The organism is Pseudomonas sp. S1_E05, from assembly GCF_056337105.1.
Genome location: NZ_JBFRHM010000001.1, coordinates 4194150 through 4209123, shown reverse-complemented (window position 1 = coordinate 4209123; position 14974 = coordinate 4194150). Strand labels below are relative to the sequence as shown.

Sequence of the window (14974 nt, the reverse complement as noted above, 5' to 3'; positions counted from 1 at the left end):
TTTTATCGAACATTTTTTATACAGGCGGACGAAGAGACCCCATGGCCACTCCCAGCGCTAGCTCTTATAACGCAGACGCCATCGAAGTCCTCTCGGGCCTCGACCCGGTGCGCAAACGCCCCGGTATGTACACCGACACCAGTCGGCCGAACCACCTCGCCCAGGAAGTCATCGACAACAGCGTCGACGAAGCCCTGGCCGGCCACGCCAAGTCCGTGCAGGTCATCCTGCATGCCGACCACTCGCTGGAAGTCTGCGATGACGGGCGTGGCATGCCCGTGGACATTCACCCCGAAGAGGGCGTGTCGGGCGTCGAGCTGATCCTCACCAAGCTGCACGCGGGCGGCAAGTTTTCCAACAAGAACTACCAGTTCTCCGGCGGTCTGCACGGGGTGGGTATTTCCGTGGTCAACGCCCTGTCGACCGAAGTGCGGGTGCGCGTCAAGCGTGACGGTAACGAATACCAGATGACCTTCGCCGACGGTTTCAAGAAAACCGAGCTGGAAGTGGTCGGCACCGTCGGCAAGCGCAACACCGGCACCAGTGTATTTTTTGCGCCGGACCCGAAATACTTCGATTCGCCAAAATTCTCCATCAGCCGCCTCAAGCACGTGCTCAAGGCCAAGGCTGTGCTGTGTCCCGGGCTGCTGGTGAGCTTTGAAGACAAAGGCACCGGCGAGAAAGTCGAGTGGCATTACGAAGATGGCCTGCGCTCGTACCTGGTCGATGCGGTCAGCGAATTCGAGCGCCTGCCGAACGAGCCGTTCTGCGGCAGCCTGGCCGGTAACAAGGAAGCGGTGGATTGGGCGCTGCTGTGGCTGCCCGAAGGTGGCGACAGCGTTCAGGAAAGCTATGTCAACCTGATCCCGACTGCTCAGGGCGGTACCCACGTCAATGGCCTGCGCCAGGGCTTGCTCGATGCCATGCGTGAGTTCTGCGAGTTCCGCAGCCTGTTGCCGCGCGGCGTCAAGCTGGCGCCGGAAGACGTCTGGGAGCGCATCGCCTTCGTGCTGTCGATGAAAATGCAGGAGCCGCAATTCTCCGGCCAGACCAAAGAGCGCCTGTCGTCCCGGGAAGCGGCGGCATTCGTCTCCGGCGTGGTCAAGGACGCGTTCAGCCTGTGGCTCAACGCCAACCCGGAAACCGGCATGTTGCTGGCCGAACTGGCGATCAACAACGCCGGTCGCCGGCTCAAGGCCAGCAAGAAGGTCGAGCGCAAGCGTATTACCCAGGGCCCGGCCCTGCCAGGCAAGCTGGCTGATTGTGCCGGCCAGGATCCGATGCGCTCCGAGCTGTTTTTGGTGGAAGGTGACTCCGCCGGTGGTTCGGCCAAGCAGGCACGGGACAAGGAGTTCCAGGCGATCCTGCCGCTGCGTGGCAAGATCCTCAACACTTGGGAAGTCGACGGCAGCGAAGTGCTGGCCAGCCAGGAAGTGCACAACATCGCCGTGGCCATTGGTGTCGATCCAGGCGCGGCGGACATGAGCCAGCTGCGCTACGGCAAAATCTGCATCCTCGCCGACGCCGACTCCGACGGCCTGCACATCGCCACGCTGCTGTGCGCGCTGTTCGTCCAGCATTTCCGTGCGTTGGTAGAGGCCGGTCACGTCTACGTGGCGATGCCGCCGCTGTACCGCATCGACCTGGGCAAGGAAATCTACTACGCCCTCGACGAAGCCGAGCGCGACGGAATTCTTGATCGCCTCGTTGCCGAGAAGAAACGGGGCAAGCCGCAGGTCACCCGATTCAAGGGCCTGGGTGAAATGAACCCGCCGCAACTGCGCGAAACCACCATGGACCCGAACACCCGGCGCCTGGTGCAGCTCACCCTGGGTGAAGATTTCGCCGAAACCTCGGAAATGATGGACATGCTGCTGGCGAAAAAACGCGCCGGCGATCGTAAAACCTGGCTCGAATCCAAAGGCAACCTCGCCGAGGTTCTTGCCTGATGCGGGTTGGCTTTGCCCTGGCGTGCCTGTTGACCTGCGTTTCGGCTTTTGCCGAACCGGTTCCGGAGTTGCGCCTGTTGTCCGAGCATCCCGTGGAAGGGATGCGCGGTGGCAACCTGTCAGGGCTGGCCTTGTGCGGCAAGGAGCTGTGGACGGTTTCCGATCGCGATGACGATCAGATCTATCGCCTGCAGGCCAGCGATACGGTCTGGCAGGCGCAAGCCGTGCACATTGACGTGCCGCCTGTACCGGACAGCGGTTTGCCCTGGGGTTTGCGTTCGCGGACCTGGGCGGCCTCGTTCGTGCGGGGGGGGCGACCTGGATTTCGAAGGCATCACCTGTGATAACGCCGGCAATCGCTACATTGTCAGCGAGGCACATGCGGCCGTGCTGCAAGTGCCGGCAGACGGCGCCACGTCCTGGCTGAGGATTTCGCCATTGCTGGTGCGCGAGGCACGGGCCAGCGGCATGCTGTTGCACTTCAACGCGCTGTTCGAAGGCCTGGCAATCAACCCGGCTGGCGATCAGTTGTGGTTGGCGGCGGAGCGTGAGCGCCGTGGCCTGCTGAAAATCAAGCGCCAGCAAACGCTCTGGGATTGCGACGGCGGCTGTGTGCTGCTCAGTGAAGCCGGAGTGGAAATGCAACCGGCACAGTTCCCCAAGGCGAGGGCGGTGTCGCGGGATTTTTCCGACCTGTCCCTGTTCAACGGCAAGCTGTTTACCCTGGAACGCAATGCATTCGAGATTTGCCGCCGTGATGCGGTGACAGCCAAGGTCGAGCGTTGCTGGTCGTTTGCCGATGAAGCGTTGCAGGAAAACCGACGTTATTCTCAGAGCTATGGTTTGGCAGAAGCGTTGATCATTGACGCCGATGGCGCGTGGATCGGCATCGACAACAACGACGGTGCTCGGGCCGATGGCGAGACACGCCCAATTGTCTGGCGCTTTGCCGCGCCGCAAGGCGGCTGGGGCGCCACGCCGTGACTGAGCAGGCGCCGGGCAAGCGCGCCGGTCGGGTCTTGCTGATCCTGGCCTGGTGCGCCGGGCTGTTCCTGGCCACGCGGTTTTTCGGTGAATGGGAAGCGCGCCAGAACAACCCGAACGTTATCGTCAGCTCCGAACAGGGCGATGGCTTTATCGAAGTGAAACTGGTGAGCAATCAACAGGGGCATTTTGTCGCCAGCGGCCAGATCAACGGCCAGCCGGTGGATTTCATGCTGGACACCGGGGCGACGGATGTCTCGATCCCGGCGGACCTGGCCAAGCGGTTGAAACTTGAAGAAGGCTTTGGGGTGACCCTGAGTACGGCAAACGGCCTGAGCCAGGGTTACCGTACCCGGATCGATCGTTTGCAGGTCGGCGACATCGTCTTGCGCGATGTTCGTGCGCTGGTCGCACCCGGCCTGGATGGCAATCAGGTGCTGCTCGGTATGAGCGCGCTGAACAAACTTGAATTTACCCAGCGCGGTGGCACCATGCTGCTGCGCCAGACAACGAACCGATGAGGCCCGCATGAGCGACTCCCTTGATCTCAGCCTGGACGGTGTAGAACGCCGGTCACTGTCTGACTTCACCGAAAATGCCTACCTCAACTACTCCATGTACGTGATCATGGACCGTGCCCTGCCGCATATCGGCGATGGCCTGAAACCGGTACAGCGCCGCATCGTCTATGCGATGAGCGAGTTGGGGCTTGACGCTGATTCCAAGCACAAGAAATCGGCGCGTACCGTCGGTGACGTGCTCGGCAAGTTCCACCCCCACGGCGATTCGGCCTGCTACGAAGCCATGGTGCTGATGGCCCAGCCATTCAGCTATCGCTACACGCTGGTCGATGGGCAAGGTAACTGGGGTGCGCCGGACGATCCCAAGTCCTTCGCTGCCATGCGTTACACCGAGGCGCGTTTGTCGCGTTACTCCGAAGTGCTGCTCAGCGAACTGGGTCAGGGCACCGCGGACTGGGGACCGAATTTCGACGGCACCCTTGACGAGCCGCTGGTGTTGCCGGCACGTTTGCCGAACATCCTGCTCAACGGCACCACCGGCATCGCCGTGGGCATGGCCACTGACGTGCCGCCGCACAACCTGCGTGAAGTGGCGTCGGCGTGCGTGCGTTTGCTCGATGAGCCCAAGGCCACGGTCGAGCAGCTCTGTGAACACATCCAGGGCCCCGATTACCCGACCGAAGCGGAAATCATCACCCTTCGCGCCGATCTGCTGAAGATCTACGAAACCGGTCGCGGTTCGGTGCGCATGCGCGCCGTGTACCACATTGAGGATGGCGACATCATTGTCACCGCGCTTCCGCACCAGGTCTCCGGGGCCAAGGTGCTGGAACAGATCGCGGCCATGATGCAGGCAAAACCGTCGAAAGCCCCGCAGATCGCCGATCTGCGCGACGAATCCGACCACGAGAACCCATGCCGCATCGTGATCATTCCCGGGGCGCGAAAAAACTTCGACCACGACGCGCTGATGCAGCATCTGTTTGCCAGCACCGATCTGGAGTCCAGCTACCGGGTCAACATCAACATCATCGGCCTGGACGGCAAGCCGCAGCTGAAAAACCTGCGAGCGCTGCTGGTCGAGTGGCTGGAGTTCCGGGTGAAGACCGTGCGTCGCCGCCTGCAATTCCGCCTCGACAAGGTCGAGCGCCGCCTGCACCTGTTGGACGGCTTGCTGATTGCCTACCTCAACCTGGATGAAGTGATCCATATCATCCGCACTGAGGAACACCCCAAGGCGAGCCTGATCGCACGGTTCGCCCTGAGCGAAATCCAGGCCGACTACATTCTCGATACCCGCTTGCGTCAGTTGGCGCGACTGGAAGAAATGAAGTTGCGTGATGAGCAGGATGCATTGCTCAAGGAACAGGCCAAGCTGCAAGCGCTGCTGGGCAGCGAAGCCAAGCTGAAGAAGCTGGTGCGCAGCGAGCTGATCAAGGATGCCGAAACCTATGGCGACGATCGTCGCTCGCCAATCGTCGAGCGCGCCGAAGCCAAGGCCCTGACCGAACACGATCTGTTGCCTAACGAGAAAGTCAGTGTGGTGCTGTCTGAAAAAGGCTGGGTTCGCTCCGCCAAGGGCCACGACATCGACGCCACCGGGCTTTCCTACAAGGCCGGGGATGGTTTCAAGGCGTTGGCGGCAGGGCGCTCCAACCAGTACGCGGTGTTTATCGACTCCACAGGTCGCAGCTATTCGGTGGCCGCTCATACCTTGCCGTCGGCCCGTGGCCAGGGTGAGCCGTTGACCGGTCGCCTGACGCCGCCGCCAGGGGCGAACTTCGAATGTGTGCTGATGCCTGAAGACGATTCGCTCTACGTGATCGCCTCCGACGCCGGCTACGGGTTCGTGGTCAAGGGTGAAGACTTCCAGGCCAAGAACAAGGCGGGCAAGGCCCTGTTGAGCCTGCCGAACAATTCGAAAGTGATTGCGCCGCGTCCGGTGGCTGACCGTGAGAACAACTGGCTGGCCTCGGTGACCACCGAAGGTCGCCTGCTGATTTTCAAGATCAGCGATCTGCCACAATTAGGTAAGGGCAAAGGCAACAAGATCATCGGTATTTCCGGTGAGCGCGTGGCCAATCGCGAAGAATATGTCACGGACATCGCCGTTATTCCCGAAGGCGCCACCTTGGTGCTTCAGGCTGGAAAACGTACCTTGTCACTGAAAGCGGACGACCTCGAACACTACAAGGGTGAGCGTGGTCGTCGTGGTAACAAATTGCCACGTGGCTTCCAGCGGGTCGATGCGCTGCTCGTCGAAAACCTCAATTAAGCGTCCTAGAGCGCCGGATCTGCGATTTAACGCGTAGATCGGCGCTTTGGCGCTGGAGTCGGAGCGCATATTCACGGATGATGTGCCCTTTCAAGCGCCGGTGTAACCGAGCGTTCTTCATATTTATTGAGTATTTTCACTGTGGTCCGCTTTGTAGCGACCACCTGGACGGGATGATGACTGCTCTGCGCCTTCCTTTTATTTTGATGCTCGCCGGCGTTCTTGGCCTGGCGGGTTGCAGCGTTCACCAGCCGGTGTCGCTGTATCAGCTGGACAGCGGAAGTCCGGCACAGCCTGCGCAAGCCGCAGGTATGGCGGTTTTACTCGGCCCGGTAACGGTTGCCGACTACCTGCAACGCGAAACCCTGCTGCAACGTCAGCCGGATGGCAGCCTGCAGGCATCGATTGACGGTCGCTGGGCGGGTAGTCTGTCGGCGGATATCGATCAGCTGTTGCTGCGTCAGGTGGCGGGCCACCTGGACAGCCAGCGTGTGGTACTGGCCCCGGCGACCCTCGGTTTCACCCCGGATGTCCAGGTACTGCTGACCATTACCCGCCTGGACTCGGGCGAATCACAACCGGCGATCCTCGATGCGCAATGGCGTCTGATCGACCGCCGTGGCCAGGTTCGCGATAACCGCATCGTTCACCTGCAAGAGGAGCACGCCGGCGGCACAGCGGCCCAGGTGCAGGCCCAGGGCGTGTTATTGCAGCGTTTGGCCGAACAGTTGTCCGTGGCGCTCAAGCCACTGGCCAACCAGCCACCGATTGCCGAAGCACCACGCAAACCGGCAGCCAAGCCGGCGGCGCCGGCGGTCGAGCAGGAAAAACAGCCAAAAATCCCGATGGCTGCGCCGATCCGTACCGATATGGAAGTGTTCAGGTTCTGAGGTTGGTTTGATTTGGTTTAAAGCAAAGCCCGCGAACGTGCGGGCTTTGTTATTTCTGGAGGATCTTCAGGGCTTCTGCCGGCCCCATCGCGAGCACAGGCAACAAAAAAAGCCCGCATGATCTGCGGGCTTTTCTACGACTGAAACTCAGGCCTCAGGCCCGGCGCTCATGCATCCGCGCCAGTTGCCGTTCAAGCATCGATGGATAAGGCTCCATCAGCCGCTCCACGCAGCAGGCCCCCTCGGGGCTGGCGATCGGGCGGATACGGGCGCGCTGGCGGATCAGGGCGTCGTCGCTGATCTTGCGCTCCACCAGCAGCAGGTTGCGGCTGTGTTGCGAAAGCGCCAGGGCGTCCTGGGCGGTTTCGGTCAGCAGCAGGTCGATCTGGCTCAGGCCGAACAGCTCGTCACCCAGGGTCAGGCCCAGTTGCAATTGGAGGGTGATGCCGCTGTCTGCGACTTCGATCTGCAATTGATGGCCCAGCGCACGCAGCAACTCACCGCAGCAGATGGCGTTGGTCAGGTAGTCGTCGCCGCTGTCCTCGGTGTGGAACAGCATCAGCGTGCTGCCATCGTTCAGGGTGTGCAGTTCACTCTGGTAGAGCGACGCGGCCTGATCGAGGCAATCGCGATAGCGTTCGAGCAATTCTTCCAGGCGCGCACGGGGCAGGCGACGCAGTTGGTCCTGGGCGCCGAGCTGCACGGCCAGCACGGCGCTGTGCTGCGGTACGTTGGACACGGGTAGCTTGATAGCCGGGCTCGCTGTCGACTCGTCGCGCAGGTCGGCAAACGGGTCCTCGTCGTCATCGTCGTCTTCGACGGTGCTGACGATTTGCCGGGGTGCGGGCTTGAGGCCAGCAACCGGCTTGGTCTCATCGAAACTCGGATCGCGCAGGTTACGCACTTCGAAGGCCGGTTCGTCGGAGTCAGCGTAATCGCTGTCGTCGTACTCGGCTTCCGGGACGGGCTCGGGTTCAGCCGGTTCCGGAGCGAAATTGGCGTGAAGTTGACGCGCCAGGTCGCCGATTTCGTCCTGGCGGTCGGTCGCCGGGGTGTATTCGTCGATATTGCGCAGCCACACGCGCAATTGCAGCAGCGGCGTGGACAGGTAGCGCCCCATGCGCAGGCTCAGGGCCAGGGACAGGGCCAGCAGAATGGCACTCAGGATGCCCATGCTCTGGAGGCTGATGGTCATCGGCTGCTGGAACTGATCCATGTCCAGGCTGATGCGCAGTTGACCGGCGGTTACGTCCTGGAAGGTGATCTTGCTCTGGTACATACCCTCGGCTTCGCCCAGCAGGCCGTGCTTGGGGCGCTGACCGGATTCGGCGAGGATGCGATTATCCACGCTGTAGATGGCGGCGTGTGCCACCAGCTTGTTCTTGGTCAGGTTGTTGAGCAGCACGTTGAGGCTGAGGATGTCGTTGGACACCAGCAGCTCGGTGGCCGAGGTGGCCGTCTGCGTGGTCAGGCTTTCGCCCAGGGCATCCGCCTGCTCGTGCATGGCCTGCTTGAACTGCAAACCCATCACGCAGGCGTAGATCACCAGGGCCAGGGCCACCAGGATCACGTTATGGCTGGCGATGCGCAATGCAATCGGTACACGGCGGTGACGCAGTGCACGGAAGATCAGCAGGAAGAAGTTATCGGTTTTTACTGGCGTGGGCCGGTTCACTTGCGCTCGGCTCTTTTGTCCGTGAAGTTGATGCGCAGTATAGCGACAGGCCCTAGACCGGCAAAGCGCTCACGGTGCCCGATGGTCACTGAATGTGGGTAGAATGCGGTTTTTTTCCACTTGCGGGGGTGCGCCTTGCGCGAAATCGTCCTGATAAACATCACCGGATCCGATCGTCCGGGTCTGACTGCGGCCATTACCGGCGTTCTGGCACAGGGTGGTGTGAGCATTCTCGACATCGGCCAGGCGGTGATCCACGACACGCTGTCGTTCGGCATCCTGGTCGAAATTCCCGACACCGAGCAAGGTCAGTCGGTGCTCAAGGACATCCTCTTCAAAGGCTACGAGCTCGAGCAACAGGTGCGATTCACGCCGGTGTCCGAAGAGGATTACCAACAGTGGGTGGGCAACCAAGGCAAAAAACGCCATATCGTGACGCTACTGACCCGCAAAGTGACCGCCGGGCAATTGCAGGCGGTGAGCGAAATTACCGCCAGGTACGGGCTGAACATCGATCACATCGATCGTCTGTCCGGACGCATGCCCCTCGACACCCCGGCCGACAAGGGCAAGGGTTGCATCGAGTTTTCGGTACGTGGTGAAGCCGCTGACCCACAGGCATTGCGCGCCGAATTCCTCAACGTCGCCCAGGAACTGAACGTCGACATCGCCTTCCAGGAAGATTCGCTGTTCCGTCGCAACCGTCGCCTGGCGGTGTTCGACATGGACTCGACCCTGATCGAGGCCGAAGTGATCGACGAACTGGCCAAGGCCGCTGGTGTAGGCGACAAGGTCTCGGAAATCACCGAGCGCGCCATGGCCGGTGAGCTGGATTTTCGTGCCAGCTTCAAGGAACGCCTGGCGCTGCTCAAGGGCTTGGATGTCGGCGTGCTGGACTCCATCGGCGCCTCATTGCGCCTGACCGAAGGCGCCGAGACGCTCTTTGCGGAACTCAAGCGCCTGGGCTACAAGACGGCGATCCTTTCGGGTGGTTTTACCTACTTCGCCAAGCAGTTGCAGGCCAAGTTGGGCATCGACTATGTGTTCGCCAACGAGTTGGAAGTGGTGGATGGCAAGGTAACCGGCGTTGCGGTCGAGCCGATTGTCGATGCGCAACGCAAGGCCGATCTGCTCAAGGAACTGGCGGCCAGAGAAGGCTTGCGCCTTGAGCAGACCATCGCCGTGGGCGACGGCGCCAACGACCTGCCGATGCTGGCGATCGCCGGCCTGGGCGTTGCGTTTCGCGCCAAGCCGCTGGTCAAGCAGTCGGCGAAACAGGCGATTTCCACGCTGGGGCTCGATGGTGTGTTGTATCTGCTGGGCTTCAGGGATCGTGACGGGCAGCTCTGAGTTCAGCGGCGGCTGACAAACCTTATCGCGGGCAAGCCCGCTCCTACAGTTGGTCTGCTGTAGGAGCGGGCTTGCCCGCGATGGCCGCGCTGCGGTCTCTCAGAGTGTCTTCCACAACGAATCAAAATCTTCTTCCGAGCCGACCCCACCGTCGCTGCCCGTGGCGTTCTCGTTCCTGGCCGCTTCCAGCGAGCGATACGCGAACTGATTGAAGCTGTTGGTGCTGGCCAGCCGCCGATCCAGACCGGCGCGGCGTTCTTCGCCGTTGGTATTGATCAGCACCTTGTTGCCTTCCTGGAAGGGCAGGCGCGGGGCGAGCAGGGTTGCCGGCAAATCGACCGCACTGATGGCCGGCAACAACAGGCCACGCAGATAATGGCTGTGGTCGTCGCGAGCGCGCACCAGTTGCAGGCCGCAAGGTTCGGCATACGGGGCAACTTGCTCAATGCCCATTTGCGTGCCGCCGCCACGAACCTGGCGGATCCAGCGCACCACCGCAATGCTCCAACCGCCCCCCGCTGCATCTTCGATGCCGACCATTTCGCCCGCCTGCAATTCCTCTGGCACAGCGTCGGGCCACGCCAGGCAATAGCCTCCCGGGCTGTGATTGATCACGGGCAGGACGTAGGTCGGGAAGTGACGGTTGTGGTCAGAGGTCTCGTGGCTGTCGTCGATCTGCAGTTGTGGGTATTCGATTTCCTCATAGGGAAGCATCGCATCGGCGGTGCCTTGAGGCGCGGCGTCGAATGCCTGTCGCCAATGGTCATTTTGGGGGCCGGCAGGTTCCATGGCTGTGAATTTGGCGCGGCCGCTTCCGGGGTTTTTCAGGATTTCGCTAAACGGACGTTGGCCGCCCAGGTAAAAGTGCAGCGCGCTCATGCCAACGCACAGCGTCAGGGTGCCTTGGCTGGCGGTGCGCTGGAAGCTGCGCTCTACGGCCTGGCCCCAGGCGGCACTCAGGTGTTGCAGGGTGTCCACGCTCAGGCCTGCGGGCACGGGTAGGGGATTGGCGCTTTCGATGTCTCGCAGGTGCGCGTCAATGGCGGCTACGAGTGGCTGCGGATCGAAAGTGAGCAAACTTTCCAACTGTTCAGGGCGGAATTTCGCTCGGTAGCGGGGGCCGATATCGAGTTCCGGTGCGACGGCAAACAAGCCAGAGGCTTGCGTTTGCAGCTTGAGCCATTTGCTCCAGGGCTCAAGCACTTCGACAAGCCGTGCGATCTGGTTCTGGCGCAGCTGATTGCAGCGGGCGGCGCCGAGCAGCAGGGCGACCGTATAGGTTTGTTCGATACTGATCGTTTGCGTCTGGCTGGCCAACGGATCGCGCAGAATCTGGTCCTGAAGGCGATGGGCGCAGGCAATCCGATACAGTTGGTGCAGTTCCAGCCACAAACCTTCCGGCACGGGGGCGTACAGTTCGGTGGCGCGAATCAGGGTACCGTTGAGGCAATGCATGGCCCGTTGCAATGCGTGGGTCAACAGCGGTGCGCGGTCTTTGCTAAAACGCGGGGCAATGCGTACGACGATCTGCTTGTACCCGATCGCCAAATGACCTTGCAGCGCCTGGCAGAGGTTGACGACCTTGCGCGAGCGCTCATCGAGCACAATCGACTGGTGCAGGAAGTGCCGCTCCAGGTGCTTGCAAACGTAATACACCTCGGGCCGCAGCAATTCGAGGAGTTGCAGGCGATTGTCGCTGGGGGTGAGCAGTTGGTTGAGTTCGCTCAGGCCCTGATAAAGCCGACGTGCGGTTTCGCCGATGTTGGCCTTGGGCAAGTCTGCGATCCAGCGCTTGAGATCGCGCGGAGTGGCCTCGCAGAAAGACAAACGTGGTTGAGTGGGCGTGGGTGCCCGTAGCAACAAGTGGGGACTGGTCTCATCCATGCCGTAAACAAACTCCAGCCGGGAAGTGGGCAGTGAAGGTTTGACTCTAGCAGCTATGGACAAGCGAAAGGGTACACAAATTCCACACCCCCACTGTAGGAGCGAGCAAGCTCGCTCCTACAGTGGGGGTTGGTATCAGGCCTTTGGCAGGCCCAAACCCTGGCCCATCTGCACGGGCGAACCAGCGGCCAATTCTTCGGCCCACTTGACCTGATCCGGCCCAAACAGCACGACGGCGGTCGAACCCAGCTTGAATCGACCCAGTTCCGCACCTTTTTCCAGATGGATCGGCGCACGGGCCGCTTCGTCGTAGCGGAAGGTTTTCAGCTCGCGCTTGGGAGGCGTCACCAACCCGGCCCAAACGGTTTCAATCGACGCCACGATCATCGCGCCCACCAGCACCACGGCCATCGGCCCGCGCTCGGTGTCGAAAATGCACGCCACGCGTTCGTTGCGCGCGAACAGTTCCGGGACGTTTTCAGCGGTGGTCTGGTTGACCGAGAAGATACGGCCCGGAATGTAGACCATCTCGCGCAGGGTGCCGGCCAGCGGCATGTGCACGCGGTGGTAGTCCTTGGGCGACAAGTAAATGGTGGCGAAATCGCCGCCCATGAACGGTGCGGCATTGGCCGGGTCGCCGCCCAGCAATTCCAGCACGCTGAAACTGTGGCCCTTGGCCTGGAACACACGTCCGTGTTCGATCGGGCCCAACTGGCTGACCGCGCCATCGGCCGGGCTCAGGATTGCGCCTGGTGTCTCGTCCAGCGGACGGGCGCCATCCTTCAAGGCACGGGTGAAGAATGCATTGAAGTGCTCGTACGCGGTGATGTCTTCAACCAGGGCCTGGGACATGTCCACCTGATAGCGTTTGGCGAACCAGGCGGTGAACGCATTCTTGAACCAGCGCACACGGCATTCGGCGACGCATCCGGCCAATCGCGAAAGCAGGTGGTGGGGCAGCAGGTACTGGCTGAGGATAAACAGACGCTTGTTCATTAACTGTCCTTTAAAACCTTAAATCTCTACGGGCGTGTCGGGATGGTTGCCCCATTCGCCCCAGGAACCGGCATAGCCTTTGACCCGCGGATAACCGAGGGATTTGGCCACCAGATAAGTGAAGCCAGAACGGTGATGAGTCTGGCAGTGGGTAATGACTTCTTTGTCCTTGGTGATCCCCAGGTGTTCGAGGATTCGCGGCATGTCGGTGCGGATGCGCAGGTTGCGCGCCGGGTCCATGCCCTCGGTCCACTCGAAGTTGACTGCGCCGGGAATGTGCCCAGCCTTGGCCGCCAGGACCTTCTCGCCGGAATACTCCAGTGGCCCGCGTGCGTCCCAGATAGCCAGGTCGGCGGCGCCAAGGCGGCTTTGCAGGTACTCGCGTGTCGCGGTGGGTTCCTCGTGCAGGGTCAAGGTCACCGGACCGCCCACCGCTGGCGGGATTTGGATCGACATCGGCGAGCCTTCCGCCAGCCAGGCCGTCAGGCCACCGTCGAGGTAGTGGTACTTCTGGTGGCCGATGACATCGAGCAACCAGATGAAGCGCCCGGCCCAACCGCCGCCTTCGTCGTCGTAGACCACGTACACGGCGTCGGGATTGTGGCCCAGTTCACCGAACAGCGCTTCCAGCGCCGCTTGCGGTGGCATCAGGCCCGGCGCCGGCGGCTGGCCGAGTTGCGTGCGTTTCGGATCGACGAAGCGCGCGCCGGGAATATGGCCTTCGGCATAGCGGGCGCTGCTGGTCAGGTCCACCAGGATGAGATCGCGGGCGTCGAGGCGAGGAAGCAAGTCGCTCGGCTCAATCACCAGCGGCAAGCCAGAGAAGTCAGACATGTGAGGTCTCCAGGGCACAAAGGGGAGGATTGTAGCGGGTCATTGGCCGCGATGGCTAAAGCTGTGCAGGGCTTTCTCGATGCACTGCGCGGTTTTCCCAAAGGCCTGCACGGTGATATCCGAAAACGGCCCACCACCCTGGTCTGCGGCCACGATCATGATGACGCGGCCGTTGTTGACCAGCGAACGCAGCATCAAGTGTTCACCGCGAAATTGTGCGCGCAGGCCGGGCGGCAGCAGCGCCGAGAATTGCGCATTGTTGGCCGGGGTCAGGCGCACCTGGGCCTGTTGCGCCAGCAAGCGTTGCAACACGGTGCTTTGACTGACCACGAAATTCAATCCGGCTGCTTCCTTGGGCAGCCCGGCGGTCTGGTGTACGCGCAGATTGGCGTGGGTGCGGTCGGCCATCAGGATCATCACCCGGCGCATGCCACACGCCACCAGGGCGTCCCGTGCCGAGTTGGTCAGGTGCATGGCATTGGTGAACCGACTCGGCTCAGCCAGTAATTCGGCGCATTGCCCGCGCCACTTCGTCAAGTCTTCGGCAGACGGTCCCGGGGCAGGCAGCAGACCAGCGTGGATACGATGGGTACCCCACGGCCAGAGCAGCGCAACGGCGGGATGGAAGAGGTCTGGCGCCGCGTGGTGGCGGGCGCTGTTGGCCGCCTGCTGGTGCAGTTGCTGCTGCAACTCGTCCATTGGCATTTGCAGGTAAAGACTGGTCAAGTATTGCCAGCGCTGACTGTGCGGGCAGTCCCAGGATTGTTGCGCCGACAGTGCCAACCCGTTGGCCAGCAACACGGTGTTGGCCGGCTGGTTGAGCCAGCGACGCAGTGTCGGGTCGTCATCGAGACGGTTTTGCTGGCGCAGCGGATGATCGATGTCACGGGCGATGCGCAGAACCTGCACCAGCTCACGTTGCTCCATGAGCAGCAGCCTGTAACCTTGTTGGACCCAGTTCGGCAGGTGCCAGGTTTCCACCAGTGTGCGGGCGATACGCAACAAGCGAACGCCGAACAATTGTTTCTCGACTTTGCGTGCCGACTCGCCCTTGTGGATAACCCGCAGTTCCCACTCTTCGAGCAATTGCGGGTGGGTCAGTGCCAGCGGCCATAACGGCGACAGGAATAACAGGCTGCCCCAGTGGATGTCCTGCCACAGCCTGGCCAGGCGTGCGGCGAAAAAACCGTTGGCCTGTTGCGTGGCGTGCTGGCTGATCAACTGCAACTGTCGCAGGGTCGCTGGAATTTGCGATTCAGGCATGGCAGGCAGCCGAGCGAGCAACTCTTCGGTGCGCTTCAAACCCAGGCGCGTGATCGCCACCTCAAGGTTTTCCGCTGGCTCGGCCATGCTGCCGTGAGTCTGCCGATTGGCTTCGCGAATCACACACAATGCCAGTGCAGGGCTGTCCTGCATCAGGTCGGCGATGTCGCGCAATGAGCTGCGATTGTCGGTGATTGCCTTGCAAACCCGGTCATGGCTGTCCTGTGGGACAGGCAGGCGCACGCCATCGAGAAGCTTTACCCAGCCTTCGAGCGTGGTCGGTTTTTGCGGTGGAACGTTCGTTTCATTAGCCATGGTTGGACGTGATCATCGTCTGCATTACCTACGCCCAG

The 14974-nt window shown here is 61.6% G+C and carries 10 protein-coding genes and 1 pseudogene; 6 read left to right on the top strand and 5 right to left on the bottom strand.

What is annotated here, in order from left to right:
- Positions 1 to 41: 41 nt before the first annotated feature.
- From parE to AB4N33_RS19345, 5 genes and pseudogenes are all read left to right on the top strand, one after another.
- Positions 42 to 1949 carry a DNA topoisomerase IV subunit B gene (parE, locus tag AB4N33_RS19365; protein ID WP_460118638.1) on the top strand — a complete coding sequence of 636 codons (1908 nt, stop codon included), beginning with the start codon at positions 42 to 44 and terminating at the stop codon, positions 1947 to 1949.
- Positions 1949 to 2933 (top strand): annotated as a pseudogene (locus AB4N33_RS19360) (esterase-like activity of phytase family protein). The gene parE and the pseudogene AB4N33_RS19360 overlap by 1 nt, the downstream one beginning before the upstream one ends.
- Positions 2930 to 3454 (top strand): retropepsin-like aspartic protease family protein, encoded by a 525-nt coding sequence (locus tag AB4N33_RS19355; RefSeq protein WP_460118634.1) that lies wholly within the window; start codon positions 2930 to 2932, stop codon positions 3452 to 3454. The pseudogene AB4N33_RS19360 and the gene AB4N33_RS19355 overlap by 4 nt, the downstream one beginning before the upstream one ends.
- Before the next feature lie 7 nt (positions 3455 to 3461).
- Positions 3462 to 5729, top strand: coding sequence for a DNA topoisomerase IV subunit A (parC, locus tag AB4N33_RS19350; protein WP_476458031.1), 2268 nt, complete (start codon positions 3462 to 3464; stop codon positions 5727 to 5729).
- Positions 5730 to 5905: 176 nt separating this feature from the next.
- Positions 5906 to 6619, top strand: a complete 714-nt coding sequence (locus tag AB4N33_RS19345) for a PqiC family protein (RefSeq protein WP_460118630.1) — start codon at positions 5906 to 5908, stop codon at positions 6617 to 6619.
- Positions 6620 to 6773: 154 nt separating this feature from the next.
- Here AB4N33_RS19345 and AB4N33_RS19340 read toward each other — a convergent pair whose 3' ends face one another.
- Complete coding sequence (locus AB4N33_RS19340) at positions 6774 to 8294, bottom strand: AhpA/YtjB family protein (RefSeq protein ID WP_476458030.1); 1521 nt, start codon at positions 8292 to 8294, stop codon at positions 6774 to 6776.
- A gap of 135 nt (positions 8295 to 8429) precedes the next feature.
- Here AB4N33_RS19340 and serB point away from each other — a divergent pair, with 135 nt between their 5' ends.
- Positions 8430 to 9644: a phosphoserine phosphatase SerB gene (gene serB / locus AB4N33_RS19335; RefSeq protein WP_460118626.1), complete on the top strand. Its 1215-nt coding sequence runs from the start codon at positions 8430 to 8432 to the stop codon at positions 9642 to 9644.
- A 99-nt stretch (positions 9645 to 9743) separates the two neighbouring features.
- Here the strand turns inward: serB and AB4N33_RS19330 are convergent, their stop codons facing one another.
- From AB4N33_RS19330 to AB4N33_RS19315, 4 genes are all read right to left on the bottom strand, one after another.
- The gene (locus AB4N33_RS19330) at positions 9744 to 11528 is read right to left on the bottom strand and encodes a molecular chaperone (RefSeq protein ID WP_476458029.1); all 1785 of its coding nucleotides are present in this window, start codon (positions 11526 to 11528) and stop codon (positions 9744 to 9746) included.
- A 135-nt stretch (positions 11529 to 11663) separates the two neighbouring features.
- A complete protein-coding gene (gene asd, locus AB4N33_RS19325) occupies positions 11664 to 12524 on the bottom strand; it encodes an archaetidylserine decarboxylase (protein ID WP_460118622.1) in 861 nt (286 codons plus the stop codon).
- 18 nt (positions 12525 to 12542) lie between these two features.
- Positions 12543 to 13358 (bottom strand): thiosulfate sulfurtransferase, encoded by an 816-nt coding sequence (gene rhdA / locus AB4N33_RS19320; protein WP_460118620.1) that lies wholly within the window; start codon positions 13356 to 13358, stop codon positions 12543 to 12545.
- Positions 13359 to 13397: 39 nt separating this feature from the next.
- Positions 13398 to 14936 carry an HDOD domain-containing protein gene (locus AB4N33_RS19315; RefSeq protein WP_476458028.1) on the bottom strand — a complete coding sequence of 513 codons (1539 nt, stop codon included), beginning with the start codon at positions 14934 to 14936 and terminating at the stop codon, positions 13398 to 13400.
- Positions 14937 to 14974 lie beyond the last annotated feature (38 nt).

What these genes read in the sequence shown, in the direction of transcription:
- parE (WP_460118638.1), top strand. Translation starts at nt 42, where the DNA reads ATGGCCACTCCCAGCGCTAGCTCTTATAACGCAGACGCCATCGAAGTC.
- parC (WP_476458031.1), top strand. Translation starts at nt 3,462, where the DNA reads ATGAGCGACTCCCTTGATCTCAGCCTGGACGGTGTAGAACGCCGGTCA.
- AB4N33_RS19345 (WP_460118630.1), top strand. Translation starts at nt 5,906, where the DNA reads ATGACTGCTCTGCGCCTTCCTTTTATTTTGATGCTCGCCGGCGTTCTT.
- AB4N33_RS19330 (WP_476458029.1), bottom strand. Translation starts at nt 11,528, where the DNA reads ATGGATGAGACCAGTCCCCACTTGTTGCTACGGGCACCCACGCCCACT.
- asd (WP_460118622.1), bottom strand. Translation starts at nt 12,524, where the DNA reads ATGAACAAGCGTCTGTTTATCCTCAGCCAGTACCTGCTGCCCCACCAC.
- rhdA (WP_460118620.1), bottom strand. Translation starts at nt 13,358, where the DNA reads ATGTCTGACTTCTCTGGCTTGCCGCTGGTGATTGAGCCGAGCGACTTG.
- AB4N33_RS19315 (WP_476458028.1), bottom strand. Translation starts at nt 14,936, where the DNA reads ATGGCTAATGAAACGAACGTTCCACCGCAAAAACCGACCACGCTCGAA.